17 protein-coding genes and 2 pseudogenes are annotated in these 18978 nt (G+C 64.6%); 8 read left to right on the forward strand and 11 right to left on the reverse strand.

Features of this window, described 5'->3' with window-relative positions; all coding sequences use genetic code 11:
* The first annotated feature begins 81 nt into the window (after positions 1-81).
* Positions 82-465, forward strand: coding sequence for a hypothetical protein (locus tag CS006_RS00185; protein ID WP_100509804.1), 384 nt, complete (start codon positions 82-84; stop codon positions 463-465).
* A gap of 10 nt (positions 466-475) precedes the next feature.
* Here CS006_RS00185 and CS006_RS00190 read toward each other — a convergent pair whose 3' ends face one another.
* The 8 genes from CS006_RS00190 to CS006_RS00225 form a co-directional block, all read right to left on the reverse strand.
* On the reverse strand, positions 476-1408 hold the full coding sequence (locus CS006_RS00190; protein ID WP_100509805.1) for an RluA family pseudouridine synthase: 933 nt from the start codon (positions 1406-1408) through the stop codon (positions 476-478).
* Positions 1408-1920: a signal peptidase II gene (locus CS006_RS00195; protein ID WP_243386537.1), complete on the reverse strand. Its 513-nt coding sequence runs from the start codon at positions 1918-1920 to the stop codon at positions 1408-1410. Before CS006_RS00195 ends, CS006_RS00190 begins: the two co-directional genes overlap by 1 nt.
* A gap of 58 nt (positions 1921-1978) precedes the next feature.
* Entirely contained in the window at positions 1979-3274 is a 1296-nt protein-coding gene (locus tag CS006_RS00200; protein WP_100509807.1) for a DivIVA domain-containing protein, read from the reverse strand.
* Positions 3275-3415: 141 nt separating this feature from the next.
* The gene (locus CS006_RS00205; protein WP_100509808.1) at positions 3416-3700 is read right to left on the reverse strand and encodes a YggT family protein; all 285 of its coding nucleotides are present in this window, start codon (positions 3698-3700) and stop codon (positions 3416-3418) included.
* Positions 3701-3746: 46 nt separating this feature from the next.
* Entirely contained in the window at positions 3747-4226 is a 480-nt protein-coding gene (locus tag CS006_RS00210; protein WP_100509809.1) for a cell division protein SepF, read from the reverse strand.
* Between the two features lie 24 nt (positions 4227-4250).
* Positions 4251-5510: a cell division protein FtsZ gene (gene ftsZ / locus CS006_RS00215; protein ID WP_100509810.1), complete on the reverse strand. Its 1260-nt coding sequence runs from the start codon at positions 5508-5510 to the stop codon at positions 4251-4253.
* Between the two features lie 91 nt (positions 5511-5601).
* Positions 5602-6762, reverse strand: coding sequence for a tRNA dihydrouridine synthase DusB (gene dusB / locus CS006_RS00220; RefSeq protein ID WP_100509811.1), 1161 nt, complete (start codon positions 6760-6762; stop codon positions 5602-5604).
* Between the two features lie 139 nt (positions 6763-6901).
* The gene (locus CS006_RS00225; RefSeq protein ID WP_100509812.1) at positions 6902-8377 is read right to left on the reverse strand and encodes a glycine--tRNA ligase; all 1476 of its coding nucleotides are present in this window, start codon (positions 8375-8377) and stop codon (positions 6902-6904) included.
* Positions 8378-8661: 284 nt separating this feature from the next.
* Between CS006_RS00225 and thiM the strand changes: the two genes are divergently transcribed.
* The 7 genes and pseudogenes from thiM to CS006_RS00255 all read left to right on the forward strand — a co-directional run bounded on the left by thiM (position 8662) and on the right by CS006_RS00255 (position 16755).
* Entirely contained in the window at positions 8662-9537 is an 876-nt protein-coding gene (gene thiM / locus CS006_RS00230) for a hydroxyethylthiazole kinase (protein WP_100509813.1), read from the forward strand.
* Between the two features lie 90 nt (positions 9538-9627).
* Positions 9628-10281, forward strand: a pseudogene (locus tag CS006_RS00235) (thiamine phosphate synthase); the annotation flags it as partial.
* A gap of 75 nt (positions 10282-10356) precedes the next feature.
* A complete protein-coding gene (locus CS006_RS10700) occupies positions 10357-10698 on the forward strand; it encodes an MTH1187 family thiamine-binding protein (protein ID WP_165777221.1) in 342 nt (113 codons plus the stop codon).
* A 36-nt stretch (positions 10699-10734) separates the two neighbouring features.
* On the forward strand, positions 10735-11775 hold the full coding sequence (locus CS006_RS00240; RefSeq protein ID WP_100509814.1) for a LacI family DNA-binding transcriptional regulator: 1041 nt from the start codon (positions 10735-10737) through the stop codon (positions 11773-11775).
* 87 nt (positions 11776-11862) lie between these two features.
* On the forward strand, positions 11863-13377 hold the full coding sequence (locus CS006_RS00245; protein ID WP_100509815.1) for a glycoside hydrolase family 32 protein: 1515 nt from the start codon (positions 11863-11865) through the stop codon (positions 13375-13377).
* Between the two features lie 355 nt (positions 13378-13732).
* A pseudogene (locus tag CS006_RS00250) lies at positions 13733-15079 on the forward strand (oligosaccharide MFS transporter).
* A 101-nt stretch (positions 15080-15180) separates the two neighbouring features.
* Complete coding sequence (locus CS006_RS00255; RefSeq protein ID WP_100509816.1) at positions 15181-16755, forward strand: glycoside hydrolase family 32 protein; 1575 nt, start codon at positions 15181-15183, stop codon at positions 16753-16755.
* Between the two features lie 97 nt (positions 16756-16852).
* Here the strand turns inward: CS006_RS00255 and CS006_RS00260 are convergent, their stop codons facing one another.
* From CS006_RS00260 to CS006_RS00270, 3 genes are all read right to left on the reverse strand, one after another.
* Positions 16853-17566: an ABC-2 transporter permease gene (locus tag CS006_RS00260; RefSeq protein ID WP_100509817.1), complete on the reverse strand. Its 714-nt coding sequence runs from the start codon at positions 17564-17566 to the stop codon at positions 16853-16855.
* A complete protein-coding gene (locus CS006_RS00265) occupies positions 17563-18468 on the reverse strand; it encodes an ABC transporter ATP-binding protein (RefSeq protein WP_100509818.1) in 906 nt (301 codons plus the stop codon). The genes CS006_RS00260 and CS006_RS00265 overlap by 4 nt, the downstream gene beginning before the upstream one ends.
* A gap of 90 nt (positions 18469-18558) precedes the next feature.
* On the reverse strand, positions 18559-18960 hold the full coding sequence (locus tag CS006_RS00270; RefSeq protein WP_100509819.1) for a GntR family transcriptional regulator: 402 nt from the start codon (positions 18958-18960) through the stop codon (positions 18559-18561).
* Between the last annotated feature and the right edge of the window lie 18 nt (positions 18961-18978).

Consider the following 18978-nt stretch of genomic DNA (forward strand, 5'->3'; position numbering starts at 1 on the left):
GGAGCTTGATTTTCCCGTCCCGAGCGTCCGACCATGGAACCGATGGCCCGCATGACGGCCGTATGAAGGGAGTCGACGACGATGAACGAGCAGCATCCGGCGGTCGGTCATATCGAGGGAATGGGCCCTCGCCCGTTCTCCAAGGCGGCCATGGCGGCCTTCGGCCTCGCCATGGCCTGTGTGCTGTGCATGGGAGCGGCCGCGGGAGGGTATTGGCATCTCAATCGCGGCGAGTATGATCCCGCCGATGCATTGATGCTGCTGGCCGCGATCGCAGCCGCGCTGGCCGGTATCTGCTGCGCGGCCGCGGCGATCATCGTGGGTGTCGTGTCGCTGGTGGAATGCCTTCGACCGAACCCGCGCACGGGAATGAGGGCCCGCGGCCTGTGGCTGGCCGTCGCCGCCATGGCAATCGCCGCGATGCCGTTGGCGGCGCTGCTGTGGCTGCGCGCCGCCAACGGCTGATGCGAGCCGTTCAGCGAGCCGTGTCGTCCGTATGACGTTCGCGCAGTATGTCGAGCGCGTGCTGCAGATCGGCGGGGTAATGCGAGGCGACATGCGTCCACAACCTGGTGCGGGGATGTTTGAAGTCGAGCTCCATGGCATGGAGCCATTGCCTCTCGAGTCCGAGTTCGGCGGCGAGCTTCGGATTGGCGCCGTACATGTGGTCGCCGACGAGGGGGTGGCCGATGGACGAGAAGTGCACGCGGATCTGATGGGTGCGTCCCGTCTCGAGATTGATCTTCGCGAGCGTGGCCTCGCCGAAGCGCTCGAGAACATCCCAATGGGTGACCGCCGGCTTGCCTCCGGGTGTGACGGTGAATCGGAAATCCGACACCTTGGCGCGTCCGATCGGCGCCTCGATGGTGGCCTTGTCCTGCGGCAGGTCGCCCTGTGCCACTGCATGGTAGGTCTTGACCACCTCATGTTCGGAGAACTGTCGGCGCATCTCCTTGTAGGCGAGCTCGGACTTGCATACGAGCATGAGGCCGCTGGTGCCGACGTCGAGACGACTGACGATGCCCTGCCGTCCGGGGGCGCCGTAGTCGGTGATGTGAACGCCGCGGTGCAGCAGGCTGCCGAGCACGGTCGGTCCCGTCCATCCGACGGATGCATGGGCGGCAACGCCCACGGGCTTGTCGACCACGACGATGTCGTCGTCCTCATAGGCGATGGCCATGTCGTCAGCGATGGGCTCGGGCTTGGCCTGCGGGGTGACGATGTCGAACTCGACCATGTCACCGGCCGCGAGCGTGGTCGAACGGTCGCATGGGCGGTGCAGCAGCCTCACCTGGCCGGATGTGATGAGTTCGCTGGCCTTGGACCGTGACTCGCCAGTCATCTTGGCGACGGCCACGTCGAAGCGGCGGCCGATGAGCGCATCCGGTGCGGGAACGATCGTGGACATCAGCGAACCTCCGTGGCGTGTGTCGTGGCGGGGGCCGAACCGTCTTCCTTCCTCCGTGGGTCACGCAGCGGAATCGACAGGAAGACGAGTGCCACCAGTCCGATTCCCGCGACCATCAGCCAGATGTCGGCGACGTTGCCCACCGACCAGCCGTAGTCGAGGAAATCCACGACGCTGCCGTTGAGCATGCCGGAGGCATAGATGATGCGGTCGATGAGGTTGCCGACCGCTCCGCCGAATGCCAGACCGAGGCATGTCGACCACCATGGCGAGTCGGTGATGAGCCCGGCCACAAGCATGGCCGCAGACATGACGACGGCCAGCAGGGATATCGCCCATGTGGTCGACGATCCCATGCCGAGCGACGCGCCGGGGTTGTGCAGCAGGCGCAGCGACAGCAGATGGGGCACCACGGTGACGGAGGAATCGGTGCCCAGATGCCCGAGCGCCATGACTTTGGTCAGACGGTCGAGGCCGAGCGCCACTGCGGCGACGCATGCGAAGACGGTCACGCAGAAACCACGTGACCGTCTTGCGGAGAATAGTTCAGTCATACCTGATGATCGGCCGTCAGTGCTTCAGGCCGCTGGTTTCCATGGACTGATAGTTGTTCGTGTCCGAGATCTGGTTGGTCAGCTGGCCGAGGAACTCGGTCAGGCGGCTGCGGTACTCGGCCTCGAACTGCTTGAGGCCCTCGATGTTGCCCTCGATGACCTTGGAGTCGGCGTAGAGCTTGTCCTTGACCTCCTGCGCGTAGTTGTCGGCGGCGTCGCGCGTGCGGCGATCGTACTGATCGGCCACGTCGCGGGTCTTCTTCGCGTTCTCCTCGGCGTTGCGACGGGTCTGGGAAGCGTAGCTGTCGGCGTCCGTGCGGGTCTGCTTGCTGTACTCCTCGGATTCCTCGTGGGTCTTCTTGGAGTACTGGTCGGCCTGGCTGCGGGTCTTCACCGAGTAGTTGTCGGCCTCGGTGCGGGTCTTCTTGCTGTAGGCGTCGGCCTCGGAGTGGACTCGCTGCGAGTAGTTGTCGGCGTCCTGATGGATGCGCTTGCTGTAGGCGTCGGCCTTCTGGATGACATCCTCGTGCTTGGCCTGACCGTCGGAGATGAGCTGGTCGCGCTGGGCCTTGCCCTTGTTCACGTACTGGTCGTGCAGCTGCATGGCGAGGGCGAGCATCGCGGTGGCGCGCTCGGGTTCGGTGCTGGCGCCGTCGCCCGCGCCGGCGATCTTACGCAGGCTGCCGGTTTCGGTGGGCGGCTCGACCTTGGAGAGCTGCTCGCGCAGCTGCTCCTCACGGGCCTTGGAGGCTTCGAGCTCGCGGGTCAGGTTGGCGATCTGCGTGTTCGCCTGGGCGGCCTGGCCGTTGGAGCTGTTCTGGGAGTGCTGCAGGTTGGCAATCTGCTGCTTGGCCGCGTTGAGCTGGTTGTTCAGCTCGGCGGAGCGTCGGCGCTCGGCATCGAGCTGGGCGGCGGCACCGTCGCTCTTGGCGCTCTGGGCGGTGAGCTGGTCGATCTGGGCGTTGAGCTGGTCCACCTGGGACTTGAGCTGGGCGTTCTGGTTCACCAGCGCCTGCACCTGCTCGGCGTCGGCGCCCTGAGCCGGCTCCTTGGTGCTGGACTTGGCCTGGGCGAGCTCGTTGCGCAGCGAGTTGTTCTCATTGGTCAGCTGCGAGATCTTGTCGTTCAGCGCGGCCACATCCGGACCGAGAGACTGGGTGGAACCCGACTGCGCTGCCTGGCTGCCAAGGGCCTCTACCGTCTCGGTGACCTCATCGAGGAAGTCATCGACCTCGTCGATGTCGTAGCCTTCCTTGAAACGAACCGTCTGGAAAATATGGTTACGAATATCATTCGGTGTCAACAGGGCCATTGCAGATCCCAACCTCACTCTCAGCTCAACAAACGAGCTTATGAAATTACGTACTCAAACTCATGCTAGCACGCAGCCTAAGACTGCACGGCATTTTCTACGCGCATTCTCGCGTTTTGGAACGGGTGTGCCCCCGTCGCATCAGATCAGTATCTGGAGTATCACCAATGCAAAATACAGCACGATGAAACTCACGTCAAGATAGACCGCACCGAGCGGGACGGGACGGATGTACCTCCGCAGCCAGCGCAGCGGCGGCTCCGTCAAACCGTATATGACGTCGATGACCGACAGCAGTACGCCGCGCGGACGCCATCGCGGGGCCAGCACATTGGCCCAGTCGAGGATCATACGCACGAACAGCACGAAGATATAGGCGTTGATGAGCCAGTCGAGAACGAGTCGCAACAGATAGATCAGAGTCATACCGCAACAGTATCAGCGTAGGGGACGCCGTTCGCCACGCGTGGAATCACGCGCCGAAGATATCGGCGTTCTTGTCGGCCGAGGTCTCCTCCACCTTGATGTTGACCTGCGCCGGGCTGAGCAGGAACACACGCGGGGTGACGCGTTCGATCGATCCGCGTACGCCGAACACGACCCCGGCGGAGAAATCGACGATGCGATAGGCGATGCTCTCCTCGACGCCGGTGAGATTCAGGACCACGGGCACGCCGTCGCGGATGGCGCGACCGACCAGCTGGGCCTCCTCATATGACTTCGGGTGAATCGTGGTGATCCGGTTCAGCTGTCCCTTGAACGGCGTGGCATGCGACCTGGGCGCGGAGGCGACCGGCGTGGAGGCCGGCGCCGCCGCGGGGGTGACGGTACGGTCGGAATCAAACGACGACGAATCCTCGGTGTACGGGTCGTCCTGCACGATGTCGTCATCCTCGTCGACGACATCGGCCATACCGAGATACGACATTGTCTTCTTCATGAAACCGGCCATAGCTGCCCTCCAGTACCAGTATTATCAGCGCAGGAAATCGGGGATGTCCAGATCGCCGGGATCGGAATCCGGCATCGTGGTGTGCGGCGCGACGACATGCTGCTCGCTCGTGTCGTCATAGGACGGACGGGCCGGGGCGGCCGGCTGTGCCGGAGCCACGGGGGCCGGGGCGGGAGCGGGGGCCGCCGGTTCCTCCTGAGCCGGGGCGGCCTGCTGCTTCGGCTGCTGCGACTTGGCGTTCATGGCGTCGAGACGCAGCTCGGGAATCTGCGGCACGCTCACGTCGGAGCGATCGGCCGGACGGTACGAGTTGACCGTGTTCTTCTTGGAATCGAAGCCGGCCGCGATGACGGTGACGCGCACCTCGTCGCCGTAGGAGTCGTCGAGTGCCAGACCCCAGATGATCTGCGCCTCGGGGTGGATGGCCTCGCGGACCAGTTCGGCGGCCTCGCTGGCCTCCTGCATCGTGAGGTCGGTCGGACCGGCGATGTTGAGCAGCGCGCCGTGGGCGCCCTCGATGCTCGATTCGAGCAGCGGGGAGCTGATGGCGATCTCGGCGGCCTGGCTGGCGCGGTCCTCCCCGCGGGCGGAGCCGATGCCGAACAGCGCCGTGCCCGCGTCCTTGAGGATGGCGGTGACGTCGGCGAAGTCCACGTGGATGTAGGAGTTCATCGTGATCAGGTCGGTGATGCCCTGAACGCCGGCCAGCAGGGCCGAATCGGCGGTCTTGAAGGCGTCTATGACGCTGACGGAGCGATCGGACAGATCGAGCAGCCTGTCGTTCGGAATGACGATGAGCGCGTCGACTTCCTTGCTCAGGTTCTCGATGCCGGAGTCCGCGGAGGCGGAGCGACGCGGACCCTCGAAGCTGAACGGACGGGTGACCACGGCGATGGTGAGTGCGCCGAGCTGGCGGGCGCAACGGGCGACCAGCGGGCTGGCGCCGGTTCCGGTGCCGCCGCCCTCGCCGCAGGTGACGAACACCATATCGGCGCCCTTGAGGGCCTCCTCGATGTCGGACTGGTGGTCCTGGGCCGCCTTGGCGCCCTTCTCCGGGTCGGCGCCGGCGCCCAGACCGCGGTTCGAGGCGTCGGAAAGAGAGATCTTGACATCGGCATCCGAGCGCAGCAAATCCTTGGCATCGGTGTTGACGGCAACGAATTCAACGTTCTGTAGTCCCTCGGCGATCATGCGGTTCACCGCGTTACCGCCGGCTCCGCCCACACCGACGACCTTGATGAGGGTCTTATCGCTGAAGTTCTCAGCCTGGGCAATGTCGCTCACTGTATGCTCCTGTCACTCACGGTTATGCCTAACTTTATCGCAGTATTACCGTTCAATCGTGAATATTCTATAGCGTGTATGGGTTTTTCAATCAGTACGAGGCATCAAGCGGGTCGGCGCTGATCACCGTGCGCCGCTGCTCCTCGGTCAGCTCCTGCGAATCCAGCCACCCGTAGGGCAGGTGGACCTTCCTCGCATAGCGCACACGACCTCTTGGCTTGTTCTCGACGGCCTTCGGATAGGGAATATCCGCATCCAGCATAGCAACCTGACGACGAATATCCGCCAAGTCTTCACATTCCATGAACGCCCGACGGGTGCCCCCGCCCACCGGGAAGCCCTTGAGGTACCACGCCACATGCTTGCGCAGGTCATGCGCGGCCATCATCTCGTCGCCGTCGTAGAACTCGGTGAGCAGCTCCGCGTGGCGCAGGATGATGCCGCCGACCTCGCCCAATGTGGGGTCGATGCGCTCATCGGAACCGGCGAAGGCGTTCCTGATGTCGCCGAACAGCCACGGACGGCCCTGGCATCCGCGACCGATGGCCACGCCCGCGCAGCCGGTCTCGCGCACCATGGCCATGGCGTCCTCGGCGCTCCAGATGTCGCCGTTGCCGAACACTGGGATGTCGAGGCTCTCGACGAGTTCGGCGATGCGGCTCCAGTCGGAATGCCCGCCATAGTATTCGGCGGTCGTCCGCGCGTGCAGCGTCACCGCCGCGCAGCCCTCCTCCTGGGCGATATGGCCGGCCTCGAGGAATGTCTCGTGCTCATGGTCGATGCCGACCCGGATCTTCGCGGTGACGGGTATCCCCGCAGGCTCGCACACGGCGACCACGCGTCGCAGGATCTCGCGGAACAGCCCCGTCTTCCACGGCAGGGCGGATCCGCCGCCGCGCCGCGTGACCTTGGGCACGGGACAGCCGAAGTTCAGGTCGACATGGTCGGCCATATGCTCATCCACGACGATCTTCGCCGCCAGCTCCGTGATGCCGGGGCTCACGCCGTACAGCTGCAGGGACCTCGGCGATTCGGTGGGAGCGAACCGGCACAGGCGCAATGCCTTGGGATTGCGGGCGACCAGGGCGCGCGCCGTGATCATCTCGGCGACGTACAGCCCTTCGGGGCCGTATTCCTCGCACAGCACGCGGAACGGCCAGTTGGTCACGCCCGCCATCGGGGACAGCACGACCGGGGTCTTGACCCGGATCGGCCCGAGGTCGACCGGGGGAAGGGAGATGTTCTCGTCCATAATCCTTACATGAGATAGATGCTTGGCGAATGTCTTGCGAGGCCCCGACCGTCCGGGACCGGGTGCCGATACAGCGCAATCGGGTCCCCCGTCGCATTTCCTGCGGCCGAGGGACCCGATCCGTCGATTGGTCTCAGACTCAGTACAGGCCGCCGGCCTCGTTGATCTTCACGGATTCCGGCCACGGGTCGCCGCCCATCGACACCGGCTTCTGCGGCACGCGCACGCGCTTCTCGCCGATGCGGTCGGCCACGTAGTCGGCCACCTTGTCGAGGGCCACTCGCTCCTGCTTCATGGTGTCGCGTTCGCGGATGGTCACGGCCTGGTCGTCGAGCGTATCGAAGTCGACGGTGATGCACAGCGGGGTGCCGATCTCGTCCTGGCGGCGGTAGCGGCGGCCGATGGCGCCGGACTCGTCGTAGTCGATCATCCACTCGTTCTGACGCAGGTCGGCGGCGAGGTTCTGCGCGACCTCCTGCAGCGCCGGCTTCTTGCTCAGCGGCAGCACCGCGGCCTTGACCGGGGCCAGACGCGGGTCGAGGCGCAGCACGGTGCGCTTGTCGACGCCGCCCTTGGTGTTCGGGGCCTCGTCCACATCGTAGGCGTCGACGAGGAAGCACATGAGGGAGCGGGTCAGGCCGGCGGCCGGCTCGATGACGTACGGCACGTACTTCTCGCCGGTGGCCTGGTTGAAGTAGCTCAGGTCCTCGCCCGAATGCTTGGCATGAGCGGACAGGTCGAAGTCGGTGCGGTTGGCCACGCCCTCGAGCTCTCCCCAGTCGGAGCCCTGGAAGCCGAACTTGTACTCGATGTCGACGGTGCGCTTGGAGTAGTGGGCGAGCTTCTCCTTCGGATGCTCGTAGTGGCGCAGGTTCTCCGGCTTGACGCCGAGGTCCAGATACCACTGGGTGCGGGCGTCGATCCAGTACTGGTGCCAGTCCTCGTCGGTGCCGGGCTCGACGAAGAACTCCATCTCCATCTGCTCGAACTCGCGGGTGCGGAAGATGAAGTTGCCGGGCGTGATCTCGTTGCGGAAGCTCTTGCCGATGTTCGCGATGCCGAACGGCGGCTTGGAGCGCGAGGAGGTCATCACGTTCTTGAAGTCGACGAAGATGCCCTGCGCGGTCTCGGGACGCAGGTAGTGCAGGCTGTTCTCGTCCTCGACCGGGCCGAGGTGGGTGCGCAGCATCATGTTGAAGTCTCGCGGCTCGGTCCACTTGCCGCGGGTGCCGCAGTTGGGGCAGACGATGTCGGCCATGCCGTTCTCCGGCAGCTTGTCGCCGTGCTTCTCCGCATAGCTCTCCTCGAGCTTGTCGGCGCGGTTGCGCTTGTGGCAGCTGAGGCACTCGACGAGCGGGTCGTTGAACACGGAGACGTGGCCTGAGGCGACCCACACCTCGGAGGGCAGGATGATGGAGGTGTCGACGCCCACGACGTCGCCTCGCGTGACGACCATGGAGCGCCACCACTCGCGCTTGATGTTGTCCTTCAGCGCGACGCCGAGCGGGCCGTAATCCCAAGCGGAGCGCGTACCGCCATAGATCTCGCCCGCGGGGAACACGAATCCGCGACGCTTCGCCAGGGACACCACCGCATCAAGTTTCGATTCAGCCACAATCCACCTTCTATATATGGTCAACGATGTCGGAATAGTCGGCATTGACTCTACCGCCCAGCACTGACACAAGGCCGCGGCCGCCGGACGGCGGACGACGACCGCGCGGACGGGGTGTCCTCGGTGACGCATACGTTGTGAAACACATCATGTCGGGGGAACCTGCGCGGTCCCGTCCGCGCCGCCGCGGCAAAGGCGGCGGACGGCCTCCGCCGCGCGGTTGAGAAGGCCTTGGCCTGACCCTTGGAACCTGTTGGCTAACACCATCGTAGGGAGGCATACCCATGAACACCGCATACGACGACGCCCACGGCACCGACAGCCGCAATCTCGACATCAACGACCCCCTTCGGGCCCGGGTCGCCCAGGCGGTGGCGCAGGTGCGGGCCACCACGCCGCTCGCGCAGTCGCTCACCAACTTCGTCACCATCAATCTCGTCGCCAACGCCCAGCTCGCCGTCGGCGGAACCGCCGCCATGCACTACAGCGGCGAGGAGGCCGCGGCGCTGGACCACGGCGCGTCCAAGGCCACCTACATCAACATGGGCACGCTGCTCGAACCATTCCGAACCGAATACCCGGCCGCGGCGCGGGACGCCGCCGAACACGGTCTGCCATGGGTGCTCGACCCGGTGGGCGCCGGTGCAGGAGAGCTTCGAGGCGACATCCTGCGCGCATTCGCGGCGACTCCCCCGACCATCATCCGCTGCAACGCCTCCGAGGCCATCGCGCTGGCCGGCATCTGGCACCTCGACGGCGCCGACGCCAGGGCGCGCGCCGGCGTGGAGGCCAGCGACGAGGTCGACGAGGCCATCGACGCGGCGCATGCACTGGCCCGATTCACCGGCGGGATCGTGTCGGTCTCCGGCGCCGTCGACCTCGTGACCGACGGCGAACGCGACTTCCGTCTGCCCGGCGGCAGCGTGTGGATGACGAAGATCACCGGCGCGGGCTGCTCGCTCGGCGGCGTGACCGCCACCTACGCATGCGTCGCAGACCCGCTGACCGCCGCCATGGCGGCCGCGCTGCATTACAACAGGGCCGCGGACAGCGCCGAGCGCGAGTCGAACGGCCCCGGCTCGTTCCAGGTGGCGTTCCTCGATGCACTGTGGAACACCACGGCCGACGAGATCGCCCAGTCTCCCATCTACGTCTCGTAAGGCCACGCCGCACCACCGCATCCGCCCCCATCCCAGACCGACCAGTTTCCCGCAAGGAGCATCATGACCATCCGCTTCCCATACGCGTCGATGCGCGACGCCTTCGACCTGTCCGCCTATCTGGTGCTTGGTCCGGACGACACCAAGGGCCGTCCGGTGACCGACGTCGTCCGCCAGGCACTGGAGGGAGGCGTGACCATGGTGCAGCTGCGCGCCAAGCACGCCGATGCCGGCGAGATCATCGACATGGCACGGGACCTCGCCCGCACGATCGCCGAAGCCGGCAAGAGCGAGACGGTGCCGCTGCTCATCGACGACCGTCTCGACGCGGTGCTTGCCGCGCGCGATCTCGGCATCAAGGTGGACGGCGTCCATGTGGGCCAGACCGACGTGCCGGCCACGTCCTGCCGCAAACTGCTCGGCCCCGACGCCATCGTCGGGCTTTCCGCCAACACCACGGAGCTGTTCGACATCATCGAACGGCTTGACGCGGGGGTCGTGGACTACATCGGCGCCGGAGCCGTGCATCCGACGTCCACCAAACCGGAGGCGACGCTGATCGAGAAGGCCGACACCGACGCCGATTCCATCGCCGCGATCGCGAAGCTGTGCGAGACCAGCGAATATCCCGTCGTGGCGGGCGGCGGCGTCAAGCTCGCCGACATCGCGCCCCTCGCCCGCACGAAGGCGGGCGGCTGGTTCGTGGTCTCGGCGATCGCCGGCGCCGACGACCCGTGCAAGGCGGCCAAAAGCCTGGTGGACGCATGGCGGGCCGTGCGCGGCGACGAACGCCATGGATACGCCGCCCGTCCGCAGGCGGTGCTCACCCGCGAGACGCTGAACGAGGCGAACCGCTATGTCAACACGCTCGCCCAGCTCACCATCTGGCCCACGGGCGTGGGCGAGGAGCTGAGCGAATACGTGGCCGAGGTGATCCGGGTCATCAGGCAGTCCGGTCTCGACAACTCCACGCATGCCATGAGCACCGATATCGAAGGTGACTATGATGATGTGCTGGATCTGGTGAAACGCGCGGCGTTCGTGCTGTACGACCACGGCTATCGCACGCAGGTGAGCCTGCAGCTGGACATGCGCCCCGGATTCAGCGGCCAGATGCGGCACAAGGTCGAACTGGTCGATGAGATTCTGAATGAACGATAGGCATCAGCATCATATAAAAGGAACAACATAATACCCATGACCACGATGAAGGAGATCGCGGAACGTACCGGGGTGTCGATATCGACGGTGTCCTTGGTATTGAACAAGCGTGACGCCGGCCGGGTGAAGCCCCAGGTCGCCGCCAAGGTACGCGAGACCGCAACGCAGCTCGGATATCGACCGAATCCGCTGGCGCGAAGCCTGCGGACGAGCAAGACCAGCATCCTCGGATTCGTCAGCGACGAGATCGCCACGACGCCGTACGCCGGACGGCTGATCCTCGGCGCGCAGGATGCGGCACGGGCTCTGGGCTATATGATCCTGACGGTGAACACGAACGGCGAGACCGACCTCGAGGAGCATGAGATCAGCACGCTCAAACAGTACGGCGTCGACGGGTTCATCTATGCGCGCATGTTCAACCAACGCACGACCGTGCCCGAAAGCCTGCTGTCGCTGCCCACGGTGCTGCTGGACGGCACCGACGACACCGGCCGCGTCCCCAGCATCATCCCCGACGAGGAGGCCATCGGCTACGAGGCCACCCGTCATCTGCTGGACGCCGGCTGCCGGAACATCGCCTACGTCGGCGCCTCGGACCGCGCATATGCGGCCGATTCCGGCCGACGCGCGGGATACCGCCGCGCCCTGCGTGAGGCCGGACTGGAGACGGATGCGGGCCTCGAGGTGGGCACGACGTTCAACCAGCCCGCGCTCGACGTCGTCGGGGACCTGTTCGACGCCCGTCATCCCGACGGATTCTTCTGCTTCAACGACGCTCGCGCATGGTACGTATACGAGTCGGCGGCGAGACGCGGCCTGACCGTCGGCCGCGACATCAGCGTCGTCGGCGTGGACAACCATCGCATCTTCGCCGAGACGCTCGCACCGCGGCTGACCACCATGGACCTGCCGCATTACGAGATGGGATACTGGGCCACGCTGAAGCTGGTCTCTCTGATCGAGCGGAGGACTCCCCGGATCGACCTGCCGCATACCACGTCGCCGCTGCCGTCGCTGGACGACCACGACGCGAGGATTCGCTGCACGCTCATCCGCAAGGAATCCGTCGTCTGAGCTCCCGACGGGTCCGGGGACGCGATGACGCGCCGCCGGACCCCTTTCCCCTATAATCGTTTGACGTAGGAAAAGGAAAGGCTTTCAATGACGAACAGCATCAACAACGAGTTCGTTTCCCACGCTTCGGCACTGGACAGGGCGCAGGCCGGCGTCGCCGATCTGGCGAGGTCGCGCAACGACCGCTGGTATCCGCGGTTCCACATCGCCTCCGACGGCGGATGGATCAACAGTCCGAACGGATTCTGCTTCTTCAGGGGACGCTGGCACGTGTTCTACCAGCTCAACCCCTTCGACACCCAATGGGGCACCATGCACTGCGGCCATGTCTCCAGCGAGGACCTGGTCACATGGCGTCGCGAGCCCATCGCGCTCGCCCCGAGCCTCGAGGCCGACAGGGACGGCATCTACTCCGGATCGGCGGTCGTCGGCGACGACGGGCGGCTGTGGCTGTTCTACACCGGCCACCGCTGGGCCAACGGCGTGGACCCCTCCGGCGGCAACTTCGAGGTGCAGTGCGCCGCGGTCTCCGACGACGGCGTCCATTTCGAGAAGATCGGCATGGTGATCGACAACGTGGACGGGTTCAACCACTTCCGCGACCCGAAGGTGTGGAAGCAGGACGGCCTGTGGTACATGGTCTTCGGCATGAGCACGAAGAACCGTCGAGGCCAGGTGCTGCTCTATGTTTCGGAGGATATGCTCATCTGGCATTTCCACAGCATCCTGTACCGCCACCCGAACCCCGGCGTGTTCATGCTCGAGTCGCTGGACTTCTTCCCGCTGCGCGACAAGGAGGGCAACGAGCACTGGGTCCTGAGCTTCTCCGCGCTGGGCGAGCGTCCGAACGGATTCGCCAACCGCAACCCCCACACCGCAAGCTACGTCATCGGCTCGTGGGCGCCCGGCGAGGAGTTCGCGCCGCGCACCGAGTTCCGCATGTGGGATTGGGGCCACAACTTCTACGCTCCGCAGACCGTCCGCGCCGACGACGGTCGCACGCTGCAATACGGCTGGATGAGCCCGTTCACTCCCGCGAGGCCGAATCAGGGGGACGGCTGGTGCGGCCAGCTTTCCATCCCCCGCGAGATCTCGCTGGACTCCTACGGATGCATCCGCATCAATCCGGCTCGGGAACTGACGAGGCTGCGTACGGACACCATCGACTTCGGCGCCGTGCATCTGGACGCGAACGAGACGACGACCGTCATGGCCGACTGCGATGCCGTCGAGATAGAGATGGAGATCGACATCAACGAGTCCACCGCGGAATTCGGCGGCCTCAAGGTGCATTCGACCAAGGACAACGCGCATTCCTCCGTCTTCTACGACGCGCAGACGCATCGCATCCTCATCGACCGGCATGCCAACGCCCGCGGCGACCGCGGCTACCGTGCGGCGCCGTTCACCAGCAACACGCTGAAACTGCGCGTGTTCGTCGACCGCGCCAGCATCGAGGTGTTCATCAACGACGGCGAGCAGGCCATGAGCTCCTACAGCTTCCCCTCGGAGGGTCCGCGTGCCATCGAACTGAGTGCGGAGTCGGGAACGCTGGAGATTCCGACGCTGCGCGTGCATCACCTCTCCCCCATCGGATTGTAGGATCCGCATCGTCTATACTGGTAGACGATCCATCCCTGCAGACCCGTGTTCGCGCGACAGCGTCGCCGCGCGAACACGGGTCGGTCCCGAAGCGCCCGCTTCGACGAAAACACCCATGACCGACACCGCTTCCCGACAATCCGCCCTTCGACAAGATTCGTTGGAAAAAGTGACGTCAATCGTTTGACTTAAAACGATTGACGTATTAATATCATTAACAAGACCACGGCAACGAGACGATTCGGTCGCCGCAGACACAATCTCGCACAACGCACTGGCCTCGACGTCGGGTCACGAGTGATCCACAACCGCAAAGCCGCGGCTTTCGGAAACACTGAGAGAAAAGGAAACGATTATGGCAAGCAAAAAGGTCTGGCAGAACCCCTCGTATCTGCAGAGCTCCTTCGGCATCTTTCTGTTCTTCTGCTCCTGGGGCATCTGGTGGTCGTTCTTCCAGCGCTGGCTCATCTCCGGCGTGGGGCTGACCAACGCCGAGGTCGGCACCATCTACTCCATCAACTCGCTGGCCACGCTGGTCATCATGTTCATCTACGGCACCATCCAGGACCAGCTCGGCATCAAGCGCAAGCTCGTGGTCTTCGTGGCCCTGGTCGCTGCGCTCGTCGGCCCGTTCGTGCAGTTCGTCTACGCGCCGATGATCCTCGCCGGCGGCACCACGCGCTACATCGGCGCGTTCATCGGCGCCGTCGTGCTCTCCGCCGGATTCATGTCGGGCTGCTCGCTGTTCGAGGCGGTCACCGAACGCTACTCGCGTAAGTTCGGCTTCGAATACGGCCAGTCCCGCGCCTGGGGCTCCTTCGGCTACGCCATCGTCGCCCTGTGCGCCGGCTTCCTGTTCAACATCAACCCGCTGCTCAACTTCTGGGTCGGTTCCGCGTTCGGCGTGTGCATGCTGCTCGTCTACGCCTTCTGAGTGCCGAGCGAGCAGAAGGCCGAGCTGAAGAAGGAATCCGATCCGAACGCCGAACCCACCAACCCCTCCTTCAAGGAGATGGTAGGTGTACTCAAGATGCCGACCCTGTGGGTGCTCATCGTCTTCATGCTGCTGACCAACACCTTCTACACCGTGTTCGACCAGCAGATGTTCCCGACCTACTACGCCAACCTGTTCCCCACCGAGGCCATCGGCAACGCCACCTACGGCACGCTCAACGGCTTCCAGGTGTTCCTCGAGTCCGCCATGATGGGCGTCGTGCCGATCATCATGAAGAAGGTCGGCGTGCGCAACGCCCTGCTGCTCGGCGCCACCGTGATGTTCCTGCGCATCGGCCTGTGCGGCGTGTTCCACGACCCGATCACCGTCTCCATCGTCAAGCTGTTCCACTCCATCGAGGTGCCGCTGTTCTGCCTGCCGGCGTTCCGCTACTTCACCCTGCACTTCGACACCAAGCTCTCCGCCACGCTGTACATGGTGGGCTTCCAGATCGCCTCGCAGGTCGGTCAGGTCATCTTCTCCACGCCGCTGGGCGCCTTCCACGACAAGATGGCCCAGATCCTGCCGAACAACGACATGGGCTCCCGCGTGACCTTCTGGGTCATCTCCGCCATCGTGCTGTGCGCGCTGATCTACGGCTTCTTCGTCATCAAGCGCGACGACCAGGAGGTCGGTGGCGACCCGTTCTACACCGACAGGCAGCTGCGCGAGATGGAGGCCGCCAAGGCTTCCGAGGCCAAGGCCTGATTCCACAAGCGCATCCGGCTCCCCTCGTCCCGACGAGGGGAGCCTCGGCATAATCGTCATACCAAATCCAACCCACAACCCAAGGAAAGGACCATTCAACGATGAGTGATTTCAAGCCCGTCTACTCCCCCATCAAGGACCATGCCGAGGAGCTCGCCAAGGCCGAGGCCGGCGTGGCCAGGATGGCCGACGAACGCAACGACCGCTGGTATCCGAAGTTCCACATCGCCTCCAACGGCGGATGGATCAACGACCCGAACGGACTGTGCTACTACAACGGCCGCTGGCACGTCTACTACCAGCTGCACCCCTACGGCACCCAGTGGGGCCCGATGCACTGGGGCCACGTCTCCTCCGACGACATGATCACATGGCGTCGTGAGCCCATCGCCTTCGCGCCGAGCCTCGAAGAGGAGAAGAACGGCGTGTTCTCCGGTTCCGCCGTGATCGGCGACGACGGCAAGCCGAGGTTCTACTACACCGGTCACCGCTGGGCCAACGGCATCGACGGCTCCGGCGGCGAATGGCAGGTGCAGATGCTCGCCGAACCGACCGACGACACGCTGAACTCCTTCGAGAAGAAGGGCATGGTCGTCGACTGCCCGCGCGACAAGGTGCACTGGCACTTCCGCGACCCGAAGGTGTGGAAGACGAACGGCGTGTGGTACATGACGTTCGGCGTCTCCTCCGCCGAGCAGCGCGGCCAGATGTGGCTCTACACCTCCGACGACATGGTCGAGTGGACGTTCAAGACCGTGCTGTTCGAGCATCCCGACCCCGACGTGTTCATGCTCGAATGCCCCGACTTCTTCCCCGTCACCGACAAGGACGGCAACGAGAAGTGGGTCATCGGCTTCTCCGCCATGGGCTCGAAGCCGAGCGGTTTCATGAACCGCAACGTCAACAACGCCGGATACATGATCGGCACATGGGAGCCGGGAGGCGCGTTCATCCCCGAAACCGACTTCCGTCTGTGGGATTGCGGCCACAACTTCTACGCGCCGCAGTCGTTCAACACCACGCCCGGCGACACCGCGAGCAACACCGACGGCCGTCAGATCATGTACGGCTGGCTCAGCCCGTTCGTCGCCCCTGTTCCGATGCAGGAGGACGGCTGGTGCGGTCAGCTGACGCTGCCGCGCGAGGTGTTCCTCGGCGATGACGGCGACGTGCACACGGTTCCGGCCGCCGAGGTCGAGGGCCTGCGCGAGGACACCAAGGAGTTCGGCGCGGTCGAGGTCGCCTCCGGCACCGAGTTCACGGTGGCCGACGACGCCGAGGCGCTGGAGATCGAGCTGACCATCGACCTGAAGAACTCCACGGCCGAACGCACGGGAATCAAGGTTCATGCCACCGAGGACGGCTCCTACACGTACGTGGCCTACGACGACCAGATCGGCGGCGTGGTCGTGGACCGTCAGGCCAACAAGTACGGCGACCGCGGCTACCGCATGGCCCCGCTCGACCCGGCCGAGCTCGAGGCCGGCGAGCTGAAGCTGCGCGTGTTCGTCGACCGCGGATCCGTGGAGGTCTACGTGAACGACGGCCATCAGGCGATGAGCTCCTACAGCTACGCGGCCGAGGGACCGCGCGCCGTGAGGCTCGCCGCCGAATCCGGCGACCTCAAGGTCGCGTCGCTGACCACCCACCATCTCAAGTCCATCGGACTGGAGTAGGCAGGCGCGGGAGAGACCCCGCCCATAAACGAGGAATCGGCCTTCGGATACTGTTTTACGAAGGCCGATTCTATTTCCGCCGTCTATCGGTCGCCGGTCACATCTCCCTGCGTTCGTAAATGCGCACGGACGCGAGATACGAGACCGCAAGCGCGATGACGGCGACGACCACGCCGAGTGCGACCGTAAGCCCCATCGACGAGAACACGTGTCCACCCAGCCATTCGGCCACCGCGCGGACCTGGTCCTCGAACCGCATCGTCACCACGAATCCGAGGATCAGCAGTGCGGATCCGCCGAAGACCACGACGTACATGAGCGTCTGCCCTTTGAACCGGTAGGAGCATACGAGTACCAACGCGGAGCATAGCGCGTAGACGAGCCCTTGGATGGCAATCGTCCTCCATGGCATCGCGCCCATGGTGCCCAACGCTCCCGCGGCGGCGAAGCCGAGGGGATACATCACGGTGTTCTCCACGACGAGCATGATGCCGAACAGCAGCAGATACACGTAGCGTCCGATCACCTGGTTGCGACGTGAGACCGGCATCAGGCCGTTCATGTCGGCGTTGTTGCCGGTGTCCTGGTAGACGGCGGGGAAGGTGACGAAGCTGACGAACATCAGCAGGTTCATGCCGCTGATGTATTGGTACAGCCAGGCGATGGCGCCGGCCGAATCGTCGCCGCCGAACAGGATGCCGAACAGTGCCATCATCGCCGGGCTCATCAGCATGTAGCCGGCGATCATACCCCATCCTCCGCTGGTGATGCGCGCCCAGTCGACGCGCATGGATTTCACTACCGCGTTCATCGTGCGTTTCCTTTCCTCACGTTGGTCAGTCGGATGATGTCGTCGATGCCTGCCGGTTCGACGAGCAGCTGCGGCCGCCGGTCTCCGGCGAGCGCCTTCACGTCCTCCACGCGCAGGAGGGCGTCGAATCCGGTCTCGTACCGGTGGATGCCGACGGCCTTGGCCCGTAGCGTTTCGTCGAGGTCGGCGAGGCCTCCTTTGACCACGCGGAACGCGTCGAGGAACTCGTCCTTGGGGCCGGTGAAGTAGAGCCGGCCGTGGGTGATGTAGGTGATGAAGTCGGCGGCGCTTTCCAGGTCGGAGGTGATGTGCGTGCTGAACAGCACGGTATGTTCGCCGTCCTCGATGTATTCGTGGAGGATGTCCATGAGTTCGTCGCGCGAAAGCACGTCCAGGCCACTGGTGGGTTCGTCGAGGATGAGCAGACGCGCATCATGGCTCAAGGCCACGGCAAGCATGAGCTTCATAAGCATGCCACGCGAGAGTTCCTTGACCTTCTTTCGGCGGTCGAGGCCGAATCGTTTGCAATACTGTTCGAACCGGCGGTGGTTCCATGTGGCGTAGAGGCCGCGCATGGCCTGTTCGACCTTGTTGACGGTCCATACCTCGACGAAGTAGCCGGAGTCGAAGACGACGCCTAGCTGCTCCTTGACCCGCTCCTCGTCGGCGATGTTGTCGAGGCCGAGCACCTCGATGCCGCCGGCGTCGCGCCGGACCATGTTGAGGATGAGTTTGATGAGCGTGGATTTTCCCGCGCCGTTGGGTCCGATGAGTCCCATGATGTATCCGGCCGGCAGGTCGAAGGTGATGTCGTCGAGCCGGAATCCGGAATCGTATTGCTTGGATACGCCGTTCACGCTGAGCGCGAACGGCGTGCTGCCGGAGAGTGCGTCAAGCACCATGGCTTTCTCCTTTACGGTTCATGATGTGGATACGGGCCCGTCGGGGCTACGTACCCAAGGCCATGTGTCCATGTTTTTCGGGCCACCCCATCAGCGGCCGTCACGGTCGCCGGCGGCGTCCTGCGTGGCATAGGTCTCGTCGAGTATGGCGTGCAGTTCGGCGGGCGGGATCCCCGCCGCCTTCGCCGCCGCGACGACGTCGCCGAGACCTTTGCGCACCCGTCGGGCCAATTGCGCCTTCATCACGTCGTTGCCTTTCGGCATGACGAAGGTGCCCTTGCCCTGGATGTTCCTCACCACTCCCTCATCGGCCAGTTCGCTGTACGCCCTGGTGATGGTGAGCACGGAGACGCGTAGCTCCTTGGCGAGCTTGCGCAGCGAGGGCAACGCCTCGCCCGCCTCGAGTTCGCCGGAGAGCACCGCCGAGCGGATCTGCGTCTTGATCTGCTCGTAGATGGGTTCGCCGGACACGGAAGAGATGATCAGCCTCATTCCTTGCCCCCTTTCCTT

It is taken from the genome of Bifidobacterium primatium, assembly GCF_002802875.1.
Lineage (GTDB): Bacteria > Actinomycetota > Actinomycetes > Actinomycetales > Bifidobacteriaceae > Galliscardovia > Galliscardovia primatium.